Source organism: Enhygromyxa salina, assembly GCF_002994635.1.
GTDB classification, from domain to species: Bacteria; Myxococcota_A; Polyangia; order Nannocystales; family Nannocystaceae; genus Plesiocystis; species Plesiocystis salina_B.
In genome coordinates this window covers 54,643-75,594 of the sequence record NZ_PVNL01000086.1, presented here as the reverse complement: position 1 = coordinate 75,594, position 20,952 = coordinate 54,643, and the positions used below count along the sequence as shown (strand labels likewise).

Annotated in this window: 14 protein-coding genes; 8 read left to right on the top strand and 6 right to left on the bottom strand. The window is 67.6% G+C overall.

Features of this window, described 5'->3' with window-relative positions:
- Nucleotides 1-24 precede the first annotated feature (24 nt).
- The 3 genes from truA to ENSA7_RS21705 are packed head-to-tail and all read right to left on the bottom strand — an operon-like array spanning nucleotide 25 to nucleotide 4,447.
- Nucleotides 25-840: a tRNA pseudouridine(38-40) synthase TruA gene (truA, locus tag ENSA7_RS21715; protein WP_106091231.1), complete on the bottom strand. Its 816-nt coding sequence runs from the start codon at nucleotides 838-840 to the stop codon at nucleotides 25-27.
- A gap of 14 nt (nucleotides 841-854) precedes the next feature.
- Nucleotides 855-2,948, bottom strand: coding sequence for a hybrid sensor histidine kinase/response regulator (locus tag ENSA7_RS21710; protein ID WP_106091230.1), 2,094 nt, complete (start codon nucleotides 2,946-2,948; stop codon nucleotides 855-857).
- 50 nt (nucleotides 2,949-2,998) lie between these two features.
- The gene (locus ENSA7_RS21705) at nucleotides 2,999-4,447 is read right to left on the bottom strand and encodes a L,D-transpeptidase (RefSeq protein WP_146157974.1); all 1,449 of its coding nucleotides are present in this window, start codon (nucleotides 4,445-4,447) and stop codon (nucleotides 2,999-3,001) included.
- A gap of 242 nt (nucleotides 4,448-4,689) precedes the next feature.
- On the opposite strand from ENSA7_RS21705, the gene ENSA7_RS21700 reads away from it, so the two are divergent.
- The 3 genes from ENSA7_RS21700 (at nucleotide 4,690) to ENSA7_RS45420 (ending at nucleotide 8,014) form a co-directional block, all read left to right on the top strand.
- Nucleotides 4,690-5,517, top strand: coding sequence for an AAA family ATPase (locus tag ENSA7_RS21700; RefSeq protein ID WP_106091228.1), 828 nt, complete (start codon nucleotides 4,690-4,692; stop codon nucleotides 5,515-5,517).
- Nucleotides 5,514-6,785, top strand: coding sequence for a VWA domain-containing protein (locus ENSA7_RS21695; protein WP_244923867.1), 1,272 nt, complete (start codon nucleotides 5,514-5,516; stop codon nucleotides 6,783-6,785). The genes ENSA7_RS21700 and ENSA7_RS21695 overlap by 4 nt, the downstream gene beginning before the upstream one ends.
- Nucleotides 6,786-6,925: 140 nt before the next feature.
- Nucleotides 6,926-8,014: a hypothetical protein gene (locus tag ENSA7_RS45420; RefSeq protein ID WP_244923866.1), complete on the top strand. Its 1,089-nt coding sequence runs from the start codon at nucleotides 6,926-6,928 to the stop codon at nucleotides 8,012-8,014.
- Nucleotides 8,015-8,030: 16 nt separating this feature from the next.
- Here ENSA7_RS45420 and ENSA7_RS21685 read toward each other — a convergent pair whose 3' ends face one another.
- Complete coding sequence (locus tag ENSA7_RS21685; protein ID WP_106091227.1) at nucleotides 8,031-10,487, bottom strand: response regulator; 2,457 nt, start codon at nucleotides 10,485-10,487, stop codon at nucleotides 8,031-8,033.
- Nucleotides 10,488-10,541: 54 nt separating this feature from the next.
- Between ENSA7_RS21685 and ENSA7_RS21680 the strand changes: the two genes are divergently transcribed.
- From ENSA7_RS21680 to ENSA7_RS21670, 3 genes are all read left to right on the top strand, one after another.
- On the top strand, nucleotides 10,542-10,910 hold the full coding sequence (locus ENSA7_RS21680) for a response regulator (RefSeq protein ID WP_106091226.1): 369 nt from the start codon (nucleotides 10,542-10,544) through the stop codon (nucleotides 10,908-10,910).
- Between the two features lie 135 nt (nucleotides 10,911-11,045).
- Complete coding sequence (locus tag ENSA7_RS21675) at nucleotides 11,046-12,554, top strand: protein kinase domain-containing protein (RefSeq protein WP_106091225.1); 1,509 nt, start codon at nucleotides 11,046-11,048, stop codon at nucleotides 12,552-12,554.
- 321 nt (nucleotides 12,555-12,875) lie between these two features.
- A complete protein-coding gene (locus ENSA7_RS21670) occupies nucleotides 12,876-14,246 on the top strand; it encodes a hypothetical protein (RefSeq protein WP_146157973.1) in 1,371 nt (456 codons plus the stop codon).
- Nucleotides 14,247-14,468: 222 nt separating this feature from the next.
- Here the strand turns inward: ENSA7_RS21670 and ENSA7_RS21665 are convergent, their stop codons facing one another.
- Nucleotides 14,469-15,905, bottom strand: coding sequence for a lipase family protein (locus ENSA7_RS21665; protein ID WP_146157972.1), 1,437 nt, complete (start codon nucleotides 15,903-15,905; stop codon nucleotides 14,469-14,471).
- Nucleotides 15,906-16,012: 107 nt separating this feature from the next.
- Between ENSA7_RS21665 and ENSA7_RS21660 the strand changes: the two genes are divergently transcribed.
- The gene (locus ENSA7_RS21660) at nucleotides 16,013-17,029 is read left to right on the top strand and encodes a fibrinogen-like YCDxxxxGGGW domain-containing protein (RefSeq protein WP_244923865.1); all 1,017 of its coding nucleotides are present in this window, start codon (nucleotides 16,013-16,015) and stop codon (nucleotides 17,027-17,029) included.
- A 173-nt stretch (nucleotides 17,030-17,202) separates the two neighbouring features.
- Nucleotides 17,203-18,618, top strand: coding sequence for a sensor histidine kinase (locus ENSA7_RS21655; protein ID WP_181233980.1), 1,416 nt, complete (start codon nucleotides 17,203-17,205; stop codon nucleotides 18,616-18,618).
- Nucleotides 18,619-18,713: 95 nt separating this feature from the next.
- Here ENSA7_RS21655 and ENSA7_RS21650 read toward each other — a convergent pair whose 3' ends face one another.
- Complete coding sequence (locus ENSA7_RS21650) at nucleotides 18,714-20,813, bottom strand: YgiQ family radical SAM protein (protein WP_106091220.1); 2,100 nt, start codon at nucleotides 20,811-20,813, stop codon at nucleotides 18,714-18,716.
- Between the last annotated feature and the right edge of the window lie 139 nt (nucleotides 20,814-20,952).

Sequence of the window (20,952 nt, the reverse complement as noted above, 5' to 3'; positions counted from 1 at the left end):
GGCGCGAGGGTGTGAAGCAGGCAATCACGCGAGCGGGGGCGAGTCCGTCACCGGCCGATAGAACACTTCGTCGAGCACCAGCCCGGACGCGGGCGCGCTGCCGGGCGCGGCGGCGCGATCGCGTGCAGCCAAGATCTCGGCCAGGCGCGCGGTGTCGTAGCGACCCTCGCCGACCTTGGCGACCGCCCGCACCAAATTGCGGACCATCTTGTACAGAAATCCGTCGGCGGTGATGTTCAGGGTGACCCGCCGCTTTTGCTTGTACAGCTGATCGAGCGTGAACGACTCGACCACGCGCACGCTCGACGTGCGGTCGAAGTTGCTGCGGGTCGCGAACGACGTGAAGTCATGCTGGCCCACGAACACATGCAAGGCCGCGCGCATGGCCTCGACGTCGAGCGGCCGGCGGACCTCCCAGACCTGCCCCTCGAGGTCGCGCGGGCACTTGCCACCGTTCCAGATCTCGTAGCGATAGCGCTTGGCGATCGCGTGCTCGCGCGGATGAAACTCGAGCGGCACACGATCGACCTCGAGCAGGCCGATGTCGTCAGGCAGCGCGCCACCGAGCGCGGCGGTGAAGCGCTCGAGCAGCGCCCCGTCGGCGGCGATGTGCTCGGGCAGGGTCACCGTTGCGATCTGTCCCTGCGCGTGCACGCCCCGGTCGGTCCGACCCGAGCCCCTGATGTGGAGGTCGAGGCCGGTGACCGCGGTGATCGCCGCCTCGATCGCGCCCTGCACGGTCGCAGCGCCGGCTTGTCGCTGCCAGCCGCGATACCCACGCCCGTCATAGCGCAGCCGCATCCGCAGCTGGATCTGAACCGATCCTTCAGGTGAGTTCATGCGCGCATACCGGCTCAGCCCGCGCGGGGGTGGGGGCCCGAGACGTCGGCCCCAGGTGTGATCGGCACGGGCGTGAAGTCGCCGCGCAGGTAGCCTTCAGTCGGGTTGAGCAGGTCCGTGAGCACGGCCGAGAATAGCCGGTTGTCCATCGGCTTGCGCACCGATCGGGTCGGGCCGGCGGCGATCATGCGCTGCAGCATCGGATCGGTCGGCTGGTTCGACAGCAAGATCACGGGCATCTCGGGGAACAGCTCGCGCACGGTCTTGAACAGGCGCTTGCCGTCGGTCGCGGTGATCTCGAGGTCGAGGATCAACAGATCGACCTTGTCGCCCATCTCGGTGAGCAGCGGCGTCGCGCCCTTGGCGTCGTTGGTGCAGATCGGCGCGCACTCCGTCGCCTCGAGCAGCTCCTCGAACTCGTCGAGCGCGTCTTGATCTTCGGTCAGCACGACCACGACGGGGCCCTTGGCGTCCCCGCGCAGGACCGGCCAGGGCTTGGGCGCGTCGGCCTTCTCGTCGGTCACCGCGAGCGGCAGGTAGATCTTGAAGGTCGTGCCCTCACCGACCACGCTCTCGACGTCGACCCGGCCGTGGTGGCGCGTGATCGTGCCCATGACCATGGCGAGCCCCAGCCCGCTGCCGGACCCGACCGCCTTGGTCGTGAAGAAGGGGTCGAAGATCTGGCGCAGGTGGTCCTCTTCGATCCCGGTGCCGTTGTCGCTCACCGTCACGATCGCGCTGCGCTCGGTCTCGGGGTTGAAGTCTTCGCTGTCGTCGGCGGCCTCGGCCTTCTCGCTGGCGGCTTCGGTGCTGGTCGTGAGCCCGACCGTGATCACGCCGCCTTCGGGCATCGCGTCGCATGCGTTGAACACCAAGTTGACGATCGCTTGCTGAAACAGGTTGCGATCGACGTCGACCGAGACGCTGCGCGCGAGCTCGATCTCGAGCTTGACGTTGCCCGGCAGCGCGTTGGACAGCATCGGCAAGATCGTGCTCTGCAGCAGCTGACGGAGGTTGGAGCGGACCGGCTGATAGGTGTCTTTGTGGGCGTAGGTGAGCAGCGCCTGGGTGATCTGCGCGGCCGAGATCGCCGAGTCGAGGATCCGCTGGCCATAGCGGCGGGTCTGCTCGACCTTGTGATCGCCCTCGGTGATGAGCTCGGCGTGGCCGCGGATCGGCGTGAGGATGTTGTTGAGCTCGTGGGCGAGGCCGGCGGCCATGGTCCCGACCATCTTGAGCTTCTGAGCCTCGAACAGCTGCTCGCGCGAGAGCTCGAGCTCGTTGCTCTTGCCCTCGAGCCGGCGCTTGAGCTCCTCGCGCTGCTCTTGCAGCTTGGCGATGCTGGCCAGCAGGCTGTGCTCGGCGTTGCGCTGACGCAGGTGCAAGGTCGCGCCGAGGCCCAGCGGGATCGCGATGAAGGTGACGAGCACGGGCAGCGCGTACTGCCGACCTTCGTCCACCGGGGCTGCGGCGGCCTCACCGGACCCGCTGGCGACGGCCCGGGGCTGGAGCTCCATCTGCGAGGGTGTGAGCACGAACTGGCCGCCGAGTAGCCACATGGTCAGGACGCAGTAGGCGGCCAGCAGCAAGTTGTGGCGCGGACGCAGCAGCATCCCGCACCACATCAGGATCACCAGCACCCCCGCGAGGATCACCGAGCTGTCCATGCTCGATGACGCGAGCAAGGTGTTGAGCGACGCGATGCCGATCAGTCCGGTCCAGATCTGTTGGCCGCCGCGCTCGCGCAGCCCGAACGCCAGCCACGAGAGCGCCGCGGCCACGACCAGCCAGATCAGCCAGCCATAATGGTCCCCGACCTCGCGAAAGTGGCCGGTCGCGAGCTCGGTGATCGTGAACGCGCTGGTGCACACCGCGGCGACCAGGAACAGCATGGCGTTGCTGCGGATCAGCGCAGAGGAGTCGACTAGCCCGCCTTCGTCCGACCCCTGGCGCGGGCCACCGCCGAGCGAGCGGGCCGCGCTCTGCATGACCGAAAGATGCTTGTCACCCGGGGTCGCGTCGTCGTCCCGACCGCTCGCGCTGATCCGTATCTTGCCGCTGGTTGCGGCAGCGGCCGATCCTTCGCGCTCCGACTTCCGATCTGCCATCGCGGCGAGTCTATCAGCCGAGCGCGCACCCGGCTGATGAACCTGCCCGCTCAGGGAACTTGATCTTCTGACCACGCCGCGATCGAATTGCCGCCCTGACCCCCCAGCTGCTCGCGTCGATCTGGCGTGGGTGTGTCTCGCTTGCGGACCCGCACCACGGCGCCGGGATCGTCGGCGTGCTCGTGAACGAACAGCCAGCCGTGGGGCAGGGTGGGGCTCGTCAGCTCGAACACGCGCTTCGCGTCGCGCGGTGACAGGTTCACGCAGCCGTGGCTCATTCGGTGGCCAAACATGTCGTGCCAGAACGAAGCGTGGAGCGCGTAGCTGCCCTGGAAGTACATCGCCCACGGCACCGCGTCGACGTAGTAGGGATCGCGGGCGTGCGCGTTGCTCTGCATCTTGCCGTAGGCGCGCTTGTTCTCGATCCGATAGATGCCCGGTGGGGTCTCGTCGTTGCGCTTGCCCGACGAGATCAGGGTGACAAACACCGGCGTGTCTTCGAGCCAGACACTCAGCACTTGCTCGTCGAGGTCCACGTCCACGGTGATCTGCCCGCCGCGCACGGGCTCGGGTGGTGGCGCTGGCACGAAGCGGCCAATGTCGTGATCGCTGATCCAGCCGCGCGCGTGGTCGTTGCTGGCGGGGACCTCGAACCAACGCTCGCCGTCTTCGCCGACCACGCCGTCGCCGACCACGCTCAGCGTGTCGTGATAGTTGACGCGGGCGAGCGTGTCGGACTCGGGGTTGGGCTCCGCGTGAATCCACGTCTGCCAACGGATCGCCCACGCGAGCGTGTGGCCTGCAGGGATCGGCGCCTCACCGAGCTCGCGGCCGCCGAACTTGCTGGGGTCGAACAGCGTGAGCTCGGCGGCGCGAACCACCCGGCGGTCGCTGGTGATCAGGAGTGGATCGCCGTTGTTGGGGCGGTAACGGGTGAACGCGTAGCTGCCGTAGGCCGGCAGCAGCTCGACGGGATCCGCGTGGGCGCGGGCGTCCGAGACGCTGGCGTAGGCGGGGATCGGCGGGGTCGAGGCGACGTCGTGATGCTGGTGTCGCGCGTACAAAAACGGCACCAGCGCCCCGTCCTCGAGGGTGGGCAGCGGCGCGGGCTCGACGTCGCTCGGCTCGGTGTGCTCGAGGCAGATCCAGGCGGCCGCGGCGACCTTGGCCCACGCCCGCGAGCAGCCGGGACCCTCGCGCTTCTCGAACACCTCGAAGCTCTCGCGGCTGGGGATCCGGCCGCGGATCGCGGCGCCCTCGTCGAGGTCGGCGTAGACCATGCGCGTGCGCTTGGTCTTGCGGATCTCGATCGGCTCACCCAGCGACGACGGCGGCTTGTACGGGGGGCGCTGCGCAGGCTCGCGGGCGCTCGGGCCCGCGTCGTCTTCGGACGCGATCACGGTCTCGGCATCGGGTGCGACCTCGCCAGCGGTCCGCGGGCGCTGGGTCGTCTCGCCGTGGCAGGCGAGCATGACCAGCGAGACCACGAGGGTAGTCACACGCCTGATCTCACGCCTCGGCTCGGGTCGGCTCACAGGGCTGGTATGCCACAGACTCGATGAGATCGGAGCATGATCACCTCGGGGCGCCCCGGTCACGCCCCGCGCAGATCCGGCCTGACTCCCCGCTACCAGCGCAGCCGGCTCAGTCGACCCGCGAGATGGCCGAAACCAGCCCGCTGCCAAAGTGAGCCAATCCACCCATGGCTGCGCGGGTCCAAACCCATCATACTGCGCCACCAATGAGCCGATTTAAGAGCAGTGAGCGCTATATCGTCTCCGACGATCTGGGCAAGGCCGTGGACGTGGCGATCGCGATTGGGCGACCGCTGCTGATCAAGGGTGAGCCGGGGACCGGCAAGACCTTGCTGGCTGTCGACCTCGCCAAGCAGCTGGGCAAGCCGCTGGTCCGGTGGCAGGTCAAGTCCACGACCAAGGCGGTCGAGGGGCTGTATCAGTACGACACCGTCAAGCGCCTGCACGACAGCCGGTTTGGCGACGGCGACGTCGGTGACATCGGCAAGTACATCGAGCTTGGCCCGCTCGGTCGCTCGTTCGCGGCCGAGCACCAGAGCGTGGTGCTGATCGACGAGATCGACAAGGCCGACCTCGAGTTCCCCAACGACCTGCTGCACGAGCTCGACGCGATGAGCTTCTCGATCCCCGAGACCGGCGAGGTCGTCGACGCCAAGCAGCGGCCGATCGTGGTGATCACCAGCAACAACGAGAAGGAGCTGCCCGACGCGTTCTTGCGCCGCTGCGTGTTCCACTGGATCGCGTTTCCCGAGCGTGAGCTGATGGCCCAGATCGTCGCGGTGCATCACCCCGATCTCGAGTCGGAGCTGCTCGCTTCGGCGCTCGAGGCGTTCTATCGGCTGCGGCGGCTGGACGGCCTGCGCAAGCCACCAAGCACGAGCGAGCTGATCGACTGGATCGCCGCGCTGCGCCACGCCGACATCGATCCGGCCAAGCTGCTCGGCGCCGGCTTGCCGTTCCTGGGCGTGCTGCTCAAGAAGGAGCAAGACGTGACATTGGCCGAGCGTGGGGGCGCGCGCGGGGGCCGGCATTGAGCGCCGCCGAGGCAGCGCCGCCAGCCGGGGGCGGCCGGGGGATCCCGCTGTTCCTCGATTTCTTCTACAAGCTGCGCGAGCGCGGGCTCAAGGTCAGCGCCCACAACTGGCTGGCGCTGCTCGACGCGCTTGGCCAGGGCCTGCACGAGTCCTCGCTCGATGGGTTCTACGCGGTCGCCCGCTGCATCCTGGTCAACGACGAGGGTGACTACGACGGGTTCGATCTCGCGTTCGCCGAGACCTTCCGCGGGGTCATCACCGATCTCGAGCACCTGACCGATCAGCTCGAGCAGTGGCTGCGCGACCCCAAGCAGCTGATGTACCTCGATCCGGCCATGCGCGCGCTGCTCGAGAGCATCGGCATCGAGGAGCTGCGTCGGCAGCTGCTCGAGCGCCTGGCCGAGCAGAAAAAGCGGCACGAGGGCGGCAACCGCTGGGTTGGAACCGGCGGGACCTCACCGTTTGGGCAGGGGGGGGTGCACCCCTCGGGCGTGCGGATCGGCGGCAGCGGTGGCGGCCGCTCGGCGCTGGCGGTCGCCGACGCCCGGCGGTTCAGGGACCTGCGCAAGGATCTGGTCCTCGACACCCGGCAGATGGGCACCGCGCTGCGACGCCTGCGTCGGCTCAAACGCAAGGGCGCGATCGAGGAGCTGGACATCGACGGCACCGTCGACGAGACCGCCCGCAATTGTGGCGACCTCGAGATCGTCATGCGGCCGCCCCGAAAGAACGACGTGCGCATGATCTTGCTGCTCGACGTCGGCGGCAGCATGGATCCGCACACCGAGCTGGTCAGCCGGCTGTTCTCGGCCGCCCACCAGCATGGCGGGTTCAAGCAGCTCGAGAGCTACTACTTTCACAACTGCGTGTACTCCAAGGTCTACGAGGACGCGGCCTTCACCAAGCCCGTGACCATCGACTCGCTGCTGCGCCGGACCGACAGCAACTGGTACCTGGTGCTGGTCGGCGACGCGTGGATGCACCCGGGCGAGCTGATGATGAACAGCTCGAGCTTCTGGAGCGTGGAGGCGGCGCCCAGCGGGTTGCGCTGCCTGGCCAAGCTCGCCGACCACTTTCCCCGGTCGGCCTGGATCAACCCCGAGCCCAAGCGGCTGTGGGACGCGCCGACGATCCACGAGATCGGTCAGCTGTTCGAGATGGTCCCGCTGACCCTCGACGGGCTCGGCGAGATGGTCGAGCACATGCGCACCCCCCCGCGGGCGGGCCGGCGCACGCGGATCGCCAAGGTCCTGCGCGAGCGCGAGTGATCGCTGGAGCAATCAGACGTCGACAGTCGCAATGGCGGTCATCGGGGGGTGCCACGAGTCGCCAGATCGATCGTTCTCTTTGTTCGATCGAGCGAGCGGTTTGGCTGGTGTTCGCGCGTCGGCTGTGCGAGTGTCGCGCTATGGGTATGTCGAACGATCGCTGGGTGGGTCTCTTGGGTCTCGCGCTCGTGTCCCCGCTGCTGCTCGCGGGCTGCGGCGACGACAACGAGGCGACCAGCTATCAAGTGACGACGATCAACAGCTCGCTCGGGGGCTCGAGCTCCGACTCGGAGACCGACACGGCCGAGGATCAGATGGACACGTCGAGCACGGGTGACACCAGCGACACGAGCGACAGCAGCGACACCACCTCGGACACGGACACGGACACGGGTACCGACACGGGCACCGACACGGACACCGACACGGACACCGACACGGACACCGACGACACCGGTCTCGAAGGATGCAGCGACGGCGACTCCGGCAACGCCCCCGCACCCGGCGATCCGGACGACATCTCCGCGTCCGATCCACCGGACAATCCGCTGGGAGGTGGGTTCGTCCCGCCAGACGAGGACATGGGCGGCGCCAGCGAGTGTGACATCTTCTTGCAGGACTGCCCCGACGGCGAAAAGTGTGTGCCTTACGCCAGCGGAGGCGGCAACTGGGACGCCAACAAGTGCGTGCCCGTGCTGGGGAACGGCATGCTCGGCGAGGCGTGCAACTACGACGGCGTGGTCGCGGCGACAGACGACTGCGACGAGAGCACGGCTTGCTGGGACGTGAATGATCAGGGCATCGGGACCTGCACGGCGTTCTGCGAGGGCACGCCGCTGAATCCGATCTGTGCGGCCGGCACGTCTTGTCTGCAAGGCAGCAACGGATCCATCGCGTTTTGCGTGGATACCTGCAATCCGCTCACGCAAGAGTGCCCCGTGGGCGAGGCCTGCTTTTGGGCGACCGATGAGTTCAACTGCATCTTCACGACCTCGGACATACCGACCGGGCAACCCTGCGGGTACATCAATGACTGCGCCGGGGGCAACATGTGCGTGACGGGTGAGGTGGTGCCGGCCTGCAATGGCGCGAACTGCTGCGCAGAGTTCTGTGACCTCGACTGTGGCGCGGGCGTGTGCTCGACACCCGGAACCGTGTGCGTGCCATTCTTCGAGCAGGGCATGGCGCCGCTGGGCTCGGCTGACGTCGGCCTGTGCCTCGAGATGTAGCCCGCTTGGGATCTCGTCAGGACTTAGCGATCGAGAGGTCCACGAGCGAGCGGATGTGCTGGACCAGCTCCGAGCGCGAGTACGATCCCTTCTGCATGATCGAGCTGACCCGCTGGGCGAGCTGGTCCCGCTCGCCGCCGCCGAGCTGCTTGGCGGTGACCACGATCACCGGCAGCGACGCCAGCGATGGATCGGCGCGGAGGATCTCGAGCAGCTCGAACCCGTCCATCTCGGGCATCATGAGATCGAGCAACACCAGCTTGGGTCGTGACGCGCGGATCGACTCCAGCGCGCGCGCGCCGTTGATCGCTTGTTGCACGTCCCAGCCCTCCTTGAGGACGGCGCGGCACAGCAGATCGCGGGCTTCGGGGTCGTCGTCGACGACCAGCACGTGGTGCGAGCCAGCGTTTGGACCAAACCGCGAGAGCACGCCGCGCAGGCGATCGATCTCGATCGGCTTGGCGAGCACGTCGGCGGCCCCGAGCGCGTAGCCCATGTCGGCGTCGGGCATCAACGAGACGATCACCACGGGGATGTCGGCGAACTCGGGTCGCTGCTTGAGCCGCGAGAGCACCGCCCACCCGTCCATGCCGGGCATCATGACGTCGAGCGTGATGACGTCGGGCTTGTGGAGCTCGGCCAGCTGCATCGCGCGCGCGCCAGTCGGAGCGGTGAGCACCGCGTAGCCCTCGGCCTCGAGCAGCCGCGCGAGCATGCCGCGGGACTCGGACTCGTCGTCGACGACGAGGACGGTCCCGATGTTGTGGCCGGTCACGGCCCGGAAGGTGCCCGAGGCGCTGGCGGCCTGCTGCTGGGCGTGGTGGGTGGGCAGCCACAGGGTGAAGGTCGAGCCGACCCCGTACTCGCTCTCGACCTCGATCCGACCGCCCAGCATCTGCGCGAACTGATCGCTGATCGACAGCCCGAGCCCAGTCCCCCCGAACCGCCTCGAGGTCGACGCGTCGGCCTGGGTGAACGGCTTGAACAGCTTGGACAGCTGCTCGGGCTTGATGCCGACGCCGCTGTCGCTGACGTCGAGGCGCAGCCAGCCTTCGGTTCCGACTCGGAGCTCCTGGACCCGCAGCGAGACCCGGCCTTGCTCGGTGAACTTGCACGCGTTGCTGAGCAGGTTGAACAGCACCTGGCGCACGCGGGTGATGTCGGTGGTGATGATCCCGGCGCCGAGCTCCAGCGACAAGCTCAGCTCGTTGCCGTTGTTCTGGGCCAGCGGCCGGACGGTGTCGATGATCTCGTCGATCAGCGCGGACAGCTGCACGGACTCGATGAACAGCTCGATCTTGCCGGCCTCGACCTTGGACAGATCCAGGATGTCATTGATGATCCCCAGCAGGTGCTTGCCGGCGTTGCGGATCCGCTGGAGATCGGGGACCAGGTCCTCGCTGCCAGTGTCCTCGGCCTCCTCCATCAGCATCTCCGAGTAGCCGATCACCGCGTTGAGCGGGGTCCGCAGCTCGTGGCTCATGCTGGCCAGGAACTGACTCTTGGCCAGGTTGGCGGCCTCGGCCGCGCGCATGGCCTTGTTGAGCTCTTGCTCGGTTCGCTTGCGCTCGGCGATCTCTTGCTCGAGCGCCGCGGTCCGCTGCGCGACCAGCTCGTCGAGGCGCTCGAACATCTCGCGGCGCTGGGTCTCGATCTGCTTGCGCTCGTTGATGTCCTCGATGAACGCGACGGTGCGGACCTCGTCGGTCTTGGGATCGCCGTAGCGAAACGCCGACAGCTGGGCCCACAGGATCTTGCCGCTGCAGCCGGCGTAGCGCTTCTCGACCCGAACGAACTCGCGCTCGCCCCGGCGCAGCTGCTCGAGCTCGCTGCGCCCAATCTCGAGGTCGGCCTCGAGGGTGATGTCGTCGAGCGTGCGCCCGATCAGGCCGCCCGAGCGGGCGCCGAGCATCTGCTCGAGCGCCGGGTTGGCGGCCATGATCGTGCCCTGGGCGTTGATCAGCACCAAGCCCGTCGGTGCGCCCTCGAACACGGCCTGGAAGCGCAGCTCTTCGCGACGGCGCGCAGCCTCGGCGGCCTTGCGCTCGCTGACGTCGCGACAGATCGCCGCGAACAAGCGTTGACCCTGCTCCTCGAATGGCGCGACCACGACCTCCATCGGGATCTCGTGTCCGTCCTTGCGGACCAGGTTGGTCTCCACGGTCACCGAGCTGTCGAGCGGCATCTTGCGCCACTGCTCGCCCAGCCGTTCCTTGGGGATCGACCCGACGTCGGGGTTGACGTCGCCGATCGACAAGCGCAGGAACTCCTCGCGCGAGTAGCCGAGGCTGTCGTGGCCGAACCGGTTGACCTCGAGCAGGCGGCCGCGCACGTCGTGCAACATCAGGGCGTCGCGGCTGCGGTCGACGAGCAGGCGCAGACGCCGGAGTTCTTGCTCGACCTCACGCATCCGCTCGGTCTCGCCCAGCTCGTCGCCCGCCTCGCCGCGCGCGCCCGACTTTGAGTCACTCATCTGCTGCTGTCGCTCCCCACTCGTGTTGGGTTGGTGTATCGTCGCTCGACCCCAATGGTGTCGATCCTCATCGTCGAAGACAATGAACTCAGTCGCGACATGCTGAGTCGTCGGCTCCGCCGCCGTGGGTTCGACGTGCTGACAGCGGCGGATGCGGAGATCGGCATGGATATCGCACATCGGGAGCGGCCGTCGATCATCCTCATGGACATGAGCCTCCCACGGATCGACGGCTGGGAGGCCACCCGCCGGCTCAAGGCGAACGAGCTCACTCGCGCGATCCCGATCATTGCGCTCACCGCCCACGCGATGGCCGGTGACCGCGAGTCGGCGCTGGGTGCCGGCTGCGATGACTACGACACCAAGCCCGTGGAGCTACCGCGCTTGCTCGCGAAGATCGAGCGGCTGCTGGGAACGGCGTGAGCCCCATACTGAAGAACGGGGTGGGGCTCGTGCTCGAGGGCGGTGGGTGGATCCCTGAGGGGCGATTTCACCCGTCTCGTTCGACGCGCCGCTCGGGCTCGACGCGAGCCCTACGCGCGGACAGATCAGTTTAGAATGCTGCGAGGTGGCGCTGCCCAGCGCCTCTTGGCGATCGTGCCTGGCGATCTACCACAGACGACGTTGATGGCCGAGCACCACGGTGAGCGGCTGCTCGTGGTCGATGACAACCAGGACAACCTCGACATGCTCGCGCGGCGTCTGAGGCGACGCGGCTACGAGGTCACCACGGCGGACTCGGGGGCCGAGGCGCTGGCGGCCGTCGCTCGGGTTCGATTTGACGCGGTCGTGCTCGACATCAACATGCCGGTCATGAGCGGGCTCGACGTGTTGCGAGAGCTGCGCAGGCACTACTCGAAGCTCGAGCTGCCAGTGTTGATGGCGACGGCGCGCAGCGAGAGCGACGACATGGTCGAGGCGCTCTCGCTCGGCGCCAACGACTACGTGACCAAGCCGCTCAATTTTGCCGAGGTCGTCGCGCGGCTCGCTACCCACCTGGGGCTGCGGCGCGAGTTCACGGCGATGCGTGGTGAGGTCGCCAGCAAGGTCCGCTCGACCGACGCGATGGTGGCCGGCACCCTCGTCGACCGCCGCTACGAGATCGAGTGCCAGATCGGTCACGGCGGGTTCGCGGTGGTCTACCGGGCCCGACAGCTCAGCACCGGGCAGGCCGTCGCGCTCAAGGTCCTGCGCGCGCGCCGGGCCATGCGGGCGGGCACCGACGGGATCGAGTACACCCGGTTTCGGCGCGAGATGCAGGTGATCGGCGCGGTCAAGCATCCGGCGATCGTGCGCTTGATCGACTCGGGCAGCCTCGAGCTCGAGGGCGGGTGGAGCACCTTCGAGGACGAGACGCCCGAGGGCTCGACCCAGACCAACGCGGTCACCGAGGACTCCAGCAGCGATCACGTCCCCACGCCCATGCCCCCCGCGATCGCGCGCGTGCCGTACTTCGTGATGGAGTGTCTCGAGGGCGAGACCCTCGCGCAGCTGCTCGAGCGCGATCAAAAATTGTCGCTGGCAGACACGCTGGAGCTGTTCTTCCCGATCATCGGGGGGGTCCACGCGCTGCATCGTCGCGGCATCGTGCACCGCGACATCAAGCCATCGAACGTGTTCTTGCACGAGGGTGATCAGCGTCGCCGACAGCCCAAGGTGCTCGACTTTGGCATCGCCAAGCTCAAGTCCGAGGACACCGAAGAGCAGATGACGGTCGGGTTCGTCGGGACCCCGAGCTACATGTCGCCCGAGCAGGCGCTGGGCGAGCGCGACATCGACGCTCGCTGTGATCAATATGCGCTGGCGGTGATGCTCTACGAGTGCCTGGCTGGCCAGCGGCCGTTCACCGCTGACAACTACACGCAGGTGCTGTTGCTGGTCACGGCTGGGGACTTCACGCCGCTCGCTCAGCTGTGTGACGAGCCGAAGCTGAGCGAGATCATCACCAAGGCGATGCAGCGCGAGCGCGCACGTCGCTACGAGGACCTGCAGGAGTTCGGTCGGGCGCTGTTGGAGGTCGCGCCCGAGTCAGTCCGCGCCCGCTGGGGCAGCACACTCGACGAGTGAGAATCTAGCAAGTAGATGACCCCCACATGGACCTTGGACTTCGCCGACTGCAGCCGCTGGCGCGTCTGGTCGCTTCGCTCCTCGGGGCTGTTTGTTCGCAGGCGCATGTGTGGCCCCCTGGGAGGGGGCTCTGAACACATTTCCTGTGTCCATGGATTTCACGAGAAGTGCCGTCAAGGGCACTAGCTATCAGCTCGGGCGAGGCTCCTCGCCCGCTTGCAGGCGCCATTCCTGGACTGGCTCACTGTTGGCAGCGAGGATTTACGAGTTTGGGTCAGCGCGACTCCGGGTTTGGGCTCAGTTCGGCTTATGCTCGGCGCCGTGCTCGCCTTGGCCCTGTCGCTGATGCTCGCGCTCGGACCCGGGAGCGCGGCCGAGGACGGCATGCGCTTCGCTCCGCCGCCTGTCGAGCATGGGTTCGACCTGCGCGAGAACTGGGACGACTTGTGGCGGCGCGTCGAGGATCGTCACGGACGGCCAGATCCTCGGGGCCCGCTGCTGCAGCCGGCGCCCGAGCTGCAGCGGCCCGAGTACGAGCTGACGCTGGCGGTCGCCGAGTCGCCGCTGTACCTCGAGCGTGACTGGAACCGGCGGACCCGCGGGGCGCAGATGTTTCTGCACTCGGACGACGAGTTCGTGTTCTTCAATCAGGTCAGGCTCAAGGAGTACACGCCGGTCGGCCCGGTCGGCGCGTTTGGGATTCGCTATGATCGCCGGGAGCTGCGCGGGATCCGAAGCTCGCTCGTGCAGCTGACCTTTGCGTTCCCCGACATTCGCGGGACCGGGCTGTTCGTCGAGATCCGACCGATCGCGCGGCTCGAGAAGCCCGACCTCGACGTCGATCTCGCGGTCGGCTGGGCCCGGCCCAAGCTGGGCAGCGTGCGAACCCGCGTGTTCGTGTTGGATCCGTTCAACAACGCCAGCGACGCGCTCGCCCAGAATCGTGCGGCGACCCAGGACCTGCGGGTGGTCCAGCGCAACCCCTCGGTCGGGCTCTCGGCCGAGGCTGAGGTGTCGGTGCTGCCCAGCCTGCGCGCGCAGGCGTACATGGGTGGGGTCTTGCCCTCGCGCTCGAGCTACTACTACTCGACCTTGCTCGAGGACGAGCAGGGCAAGTTCGACGTCGAGCGCGAGCAGTCGGCGCTGCTCGGCGGCGGCTGGCTCGAGTGGGCGGTGCCGCGGGTGCCCGTGCAGATCGGCGCGAGCACGACCGTGATTCGCACCCACCAGCACGACTTCAACGACCGGGGGGCCCGGCTCAGCCGCGTGCCCGAACGCGAGACCCGGGCGCGGGCCTACCTGCTCGTGCACCTCGACGCTGAGAACGTCACCCGGTTTCCTGGCCGGTTGGATCTCGAGCTCACGGGCAGCACTCGGCTGACCGAGATCCCCGCGCACACCTCCGAGTTTGGCGCGATCCCGCGGGATCAGAGCTGGCTGGGCATGCTCCGGGCTCACTGGCTGCCCACGCGGACCTTTGGGCTCGAGCTTGCGTACCTCGTGCTGGATCGGCAGGCCGAGGGGGACAATGATCTGTCTGCATATTTGAGCGAGACCAATCATCGATTGAGCACACGGTTTGCGTTGGCGTTTGACCCCTATGTGCGGATTACCTTTGGGGTTGGGTGGGATCTCGATGATGCTAGCAATCGTTATGATCAGGGGGGGATGACGCTGATCGCTCGCTGGTAGACGTGGTGGGGCCATCGGCGCCCGGCGGCAGGCGCGTGCACCCGGGCTCCGGTGCGAAGACGTTGCGGTTTGCTGCTGCTGGCGGGTGGCCTCATGATGGGGATGATCGGTCTGATCGGTCTGATCGGTCTGCTCGACGCCGTGCTCCGCCGGCGCTGGCGATCCGAGAGTACACGCGAGTAAACCGCCGTCCGATGTGCACCGTATCCCCGTGCAGCAGGCCTAAAATTCGTTGTCGCGCAGCAGTCGGGCGTTGTCGCGGAAGAATACGATGTGATCGTAATTGATCCCGGTGAGCCCGCTGATCTGGCCGATCTCGTCGATGTGGTCGGCCGGGATCAGGCCCAGGTACTCGCCCCAGATCGCGCTCTCGAGCGGGACCAGGCCGTCGTTGTCGCCCGCGACGCCAAAGATCATGTTGTAGCTGAACAGCAACAGGGGATCGACGGCGTCCTGGCAGCCGATCGCGGCCACGCAGGTCTGGCCCATCCAGCTGTAGTACTTGACCCGCGGGTCATCGGGGTAGAGGACGTTGAACTCACCTTGCATGTAGGTCTCGCTCAGTGTGTAGAGCGAGGCCTCCACGTCGGACTGCTGGTTCTGGGCGGCGCCAAGCAGGTTGAGCAGGAACGCGAGGGCCTGCTCGGCCGGGCCGGGGATCAGGCCCAGCGCCATGTCGGTGAACGGGGTGCCGTAGTGGGGGGTGCCCAGCGTGATCACGGCGCCGATCCGATCGCCGTAGCCTCCGCCGGCCTCGGCCGCGACGTAGCGCGAGTCGATACCGCCCTGGCTGTGGCCGAACAGGTTGACCTTGCGCGCGCGCTGGGACTCCAGGGTGCCCTGGACGAAGCTCACCAGCTGCTCGCCGCGGATGTCCACGGAGTTGTAGGGATCGAGCACGGCGATCGCCAGCGGATAGCCGAGTCCCACGAGGTCGGCCTGGACGTTGTAGAAGTAGGTGAGCGGGCCGATGTTCTCGAACCCGGTCCAGCCGTGGACCATGACCATGGGGAATCGCGTGGTCTCGCGGCCGCACTCGTTGCTGCAGGTGGCGGTGATGTCGTAGTCGAGCTCGAGCTCGGGATCATCGCCAGGGTTGACGGCGCGCACGACCACCGCGAACTCGCCCGAGCGCGGTGCGACGAACGACAGTGAACCGGGCTGGTACAGCGAGTCCGCGGCCAAGGTCTGGGAGAAGCTCGGTTCGTCGGGGTAGCTGACTGCGATGTCGACGGGCTCGCTGGCCGCGACCGAGATCGTGAGCTCGGTGCCGGACGCGGCGGACACCCACCATACATGGTTGTCGCAGGCGCTCAGCGGCACGGCGTCGCGGCCGTCGCCGGATCGCAGGTAGGCCTGTTCGACCAGCTCGGGCGTGAACAGGTCGCATGCAGCCGGCTCGCCGGTCTCGGTCGTCGTGGTCGTCGCGCCGTCGGACTCGGCGGTCGTGGTCGACTCGTCGTGGCTCTCGTCGCCCGCCTCGGGGCTGACGGTCTCGCCCGTGTCGCCGGTCTCGCGGCCCGTGGCACCAGTGGCATCACCACCGCACGCGAGCGCCGGCAGCAACAACGAGACGGCCAGGCAAGCGAAGGGACGATGAGCAAGATCCATGGCGGCCGCAGTGTAGCGAACTTGGCCGGGATCGAGCAGGCCTGTCATTTGGGCCAGTGGCCGTGGATCCAGGGGCGGGGTAGATTCGGTGGCCCGCCCGGTCCATGGAGTGTTCGAACACAGTCAAGCATGGGTCGAGGTGGCGAATCGCAGCTGTGGGACTGCTGGCGCTGGCTTGTGCGTGCAATGACGACGCGGGGCGGGAGTTCGGCGCGGAGAGCCTCGGGACTGACAACGGTGACAGCGGCGGCGAGACCGAAGCCACGAGCGGCGCCGGGGATGGTGACGGGGATGGTGACGGTGACCCGAGCGGCGACGGCGACGGCGACGGCGAGGGTGGATGTGGCGACGGCGTGGTCGGCGGCGAGGAGGCCTGCGATGACGGGGTCAATGACGGCGGCTACGGCGGCTGCCTGGCCGACTGCAGCGACTTTGGCCCGCGCTGCGGCGACGGACGCGTCAACGGGCCCGAGCAGTGCGACGACGCCAACTCGGGCACCTCGGACGGCTGCCTGGGCGACTGCAAGATCCCGCGCAGCTGTCGAGAGATCCTGAATTACGATCCCAACGCGTCCGACGGGGTGTATATCGTCGCGCCCAAGAGCCCCGAGCTGGGGTTTACGACCAACTGCGACATGACCACCGACGGCGGGGGGTGGACGGAGATCACCCTGCCGCACCTGTGCAACGGTGATCTCGACACCCAGATCAGCGCGATCGAGGCGGCCTCGGTCGAGGGCATTGACGCGATGTGTCGGCCCTATACTCGCGACGGCCAGGGCGAGCATACCTATGTATTCGACCTCACTTTCCCGCCCGGGTTCGAGTCGTTCTACCTGAGTGCGCACGTGATGAAGGCCAACGCGGCCGGCGGAGACTCGTCCGATATCACCCCGGCTGGGTTCGTGCAGACCGACTGGAACCTCGGCTATGGGCAGGCTGGCGATGTCTCGTTTGGTTCGGCTGACGACGCCGGTCCGGTGGTCAGCTATGCGGCGTTGTTGGTGGACCCAGTGTCGTGCCAGAGCTGCGAGACCGCGCTGCCGCTCGATCCGGCCGGGCCGTATTTGGTTGGTTCGGCGACGACGCTGTTTCGCGTCGGGTGGGGCGAGTCCGGTAGTCAGTCGGAAGGGTGGTACCCGTGGTGGAGCGGGAGCGTGTACCTGCGGTAGGCTCCGTGCGGCCAGAGCGCGCACGTCTTGCAGCGTCAACGGGTGCATATTCGGGATTCGCACCAGCCGGGCAATGAGCGCTGGCATTGGGTGCAAACAGCGCGATATTCTCGGGCGGCCACGTGGATGTGGCAGCGTTAATGCTATGTGTGCGATCGCCGCGAGGCTGCCACATGAACACCATCGACTTCACCGCGCTCGACCTACTCCCAGGGATCGCCCTGGTCCTGGACCCAGATGGTGGCATCGTTCACTCCAACCGTGCGTGCGGGCTGCTGTTTGGTGAACCCGTCGAGCAACTTCGCGGCCGGCCAATCTCGCAGTTCGTCGCGGATCCCAAAGACGCCGCGTTCGTGCCGAGCATGATCGAGTCGCTGCAAGCCGGGAAGCCGCCAAGGACCTGCGAGTGTGGCTGGGTCCAGCCCTCGGGTGAGGCGTGTGTGTTCGCGGTCTCGGGCGCGCTGGCTCCAGGTCCCGACGTCGAGCGTCCATTCCTCGTGCTCACCGGGGTCGACGTCACGCAGATCGTGACCCGACGCGAAGAGGCGATGGTGCGGCTTAGAGCGCTGCTCGAGCAAGCACCCGACGGCATCTTCATCGCCGATCTCGCGGGTCGCTTCACGGACGTCAACGACGCTGGCTGCGAGATGCTGGGGTACGCCAAGGACGAGATCGTGGGCAAGGCGATCGTCGATGTGATCCTGTCAGAGGACGTCGAGCGGCTGCTGCGATCTCGCGAGCAGATGCTGGGCGGGGCCGTCGAGGTGGGGACGTGGCTGCTCTGCAAGAAAGACGGCTCGCACCTTTCGGTCGAGATCAGCACCAAGCTGCTCTCCGATGGCAGGTGGCAGGGCTTGGTCCGCGACATCAGCGGACGCGACAGGATGGAGAGCGCGATCCAGGACAGCCGCGTGGCCCGCCGGGCGATCGCGGCGCGCGATGAGGTGCTCGGCATCGTCGCCCACGATCTGCGAAACCCGCTGAACATCGTGCTGTTGCACTCCGAGATCCTCCGGCGCCGCGGTGCGAAGGCTCCGAAGTCACTCGACGCGATCCGGCGGGCGGCGCTGCGGATGAACCGCCTGATCGGGGACATGCTCGACATCACCGCGCTCGAGGCTGGGTCGCTGGCGATCGTGCGGGGGGCGGTGTCGGTCCAGGGCTTGCTCGACGAGGCGGTGGACACGGAGTACGCAGCGGCGGCGCGGGCCCAGCTGTGCATTCGCGTGGAGGTGACGGAGCAGCTGCCGGATCTGTACGCCGATCGCGATCGGCTGCTGCAGGTGTTCGACAACCTGATCGGCAACGCGATCAAGTTCACGCCGCCTGGGGGCGAGGTCGTCGTGGGCGCGCAACCGCAGCTGGGCGTGGTCCAGTTTTGCGTGTCCGACACCGGGGCAGGGATTCCGCAGGACAAGCTGACCCGCGTGTTCGATCGGTTCTGGCAGGCCAAGAAGACCGACCAGCGGGGCGCGGGCCTGGGCTTGCCGATCGTCAAGGGCATCATCGAGGCCCACGGCGGGACGATCTGGGTGTGCAGCGAGCCCGGCGAGGGCACGAGCTTCTATTTTACGGTGCCGGCGGTGTGAGAGCGGACGCAGCGCTGGTCACGAGCGACGACGCGCGAGACCGCGAGCGCCTCGCCGCGGGTCTGGCCACCGACGAGTCGGAGGACGCCCGCGGGTCAGTCCCGGCGCCGTCGAGCGCCCGTCTCGCGCGGCGGGAGCCCAGTATGCTGGGTCAGCGCTGAGCCCTTGCGCGGCCCTTGCTTGCCCTGCTTGCGCCGCCTGCCTTCGCCGAGGCCCCCGGTGCCAGCCGGCTGGAACTTGGGGATCAAGTGTCGCTTGCCGTTGCCGATCAGATCCTCGCGACCCATGCGGGTGAGCGCCTCGCGGAGCAGCGGCCAGTTGTTGGGATCGTGGTAGCGCAAGAACGCTTTGTGCAAGCGGCGAAGCGCGAGTCCCTTGGGCACGCTGACCTGCTCGGCGTCGTCGGCCCGGGTCAGCTTGCGCAGCGGGTTGCGACCGCTGTGATACATGGCGGTGGCGGTGGCCATGGGCGAGGGCAGAAACGCCTGGACCTGATCGGGGCGAAACCGGTTTCGCTTGAGCCACAGCGCGAGCTCGAGCATGTCTTCGTCGGTCGTGCCGGGGTGCGCGGCGATGAAGTAGGGGATCAGGTATTGCTGCTTGCCGGCCTGCTCGCTGTAGCGCTCGAACAGCTGCTTGAAGCGCTCGTAGGTGCCAACCCCGGGCTTCATCATCTTCGCCAGGGGCCCCTGCGCGACGTGCTCGGGGGCGATCTTGAGGTACCCCCCGACGTGGTGGGTGACCAGCTCGCGCACGTACTCGGGCGACTCGACGGCGAGGTCGTAGCGCAGCCCCGAAGCGACCAGAACCTTCTTGATGCCGGGCAGCGCCCGGGCCTCGCGGTAGAGATCGATCAGGTCGCTGTGATCGGTGTTCAGATTCTCGCAGATGCCCGGGTACACACACGAGGGCCGCCGACACGCCGCCTCGATCTTGGGGTCTTTGCAGCCCAGCCGCCACATGTTGGCCGTGGGTCCGCCGACGTCGGAGATGATGCCCGTGAACCCGGGCACGGTGTCGCGGATCTGCTCGATCTCGCGGATCACAGACGCCCGCGAGCGGCTCTGAATGATGCGTCCCTCGTGCTCGGTGATCGAGCAGAACGAGCAGCCGCCAAAGCAGCCGCGCATGATCATGACCGAGGTCTTGATCATCTCGTAGGCGGGGATCTTGGCGTCGGCGTAGCGCGGGTGCGGGCGGCGGCCGTAGGGCAGCTCGAACACCTCGTCCATCTCCGGGGTCGTCAGCGGGATCGGTGGCGGGTTGAGCCACACGTCCCGGTTGCCGTGGCGCTGGATCAGCACCCGACCGTTGTGGGGGTTGGCCTCCTGGTGGAGCACCCGCGAGGCGTGGGCGTAGAGCACCTTGTCGTTGCGGACCACCTCGAACGCGGGCAGCCGCACCGCCGTGCGCTCGCGCGGCACGGCGGGTCCCGAGCGGACCCGGCGCAGGCTGACCAGGTTCTTGGGTTGATCGACGTCGCTCGAGTCGATCTCCACGAACGCCTTCGGCAGCTCGCGCACGACCACCGCGGTCCCGCGAATGTCACGTAGCGCGCTGATCGGCTCGCCCTCACCCAGACGATGGGCGATCTCGATGATCGAGCGCTCGGCGTTGCCGTAGACCAGCATGTCGGCCTTGGCGTCGAGCAGCACGCTGCGCCGGACCTTGTCGGACCAGTAGTCGTAGTGGGCGATGCGGCGCAGGCTGGCCTCGATGCCCCCGATCACGACCGGGACCTCGGGCGCGACCTCGCGGCAGCGCTGGGTGTAGACGATGACCGCGCGATCGGGCCGCGATCCCGAGCTGCCGCCGGGGGTGTAGGCGTCGTCCGAGCGGTGCTTGCGATCCGAGGTGTAGTGGTTGACCAGCGAGTCCATGTTGCCGCCGGTCACTCCCCAAAACAGGTTGGGCGCGCCGAGCTGGGTGAACGCCTCGGGGTCCTGCCAGTCGGGCTGGGCGAGGATGCCGACCCGGAACCCCTGATGCTCGAGCACGCGGCCGATCACCGCCGCGCCAAAGCTGACGTGATCGACGTAGGCGTCGCCGGTCACGATGATCACGTCGCAGCTGTCCCACCCGAGCTGGTCCATCTCGGCGCGCGACGTGGGCAGGAACGACGCGACGCCGAAGCGATGCGCCCAGTACTTTCGCCGACCGAATAACGGCGGCGCGCTCGCACGGGTCACGGACACGGCGGGAGAGTAGGGGATTTTGATGCGTCCCCACAGGCCGTCTCGCAGTTTGCCGGGCGCATCCGCGCTGGGTCGGGTCGGCCGGCGGCGCTCCCTGCGAGCGCGCACGTTGGCCGCGATCCTGCGCGCGCTGTTATGC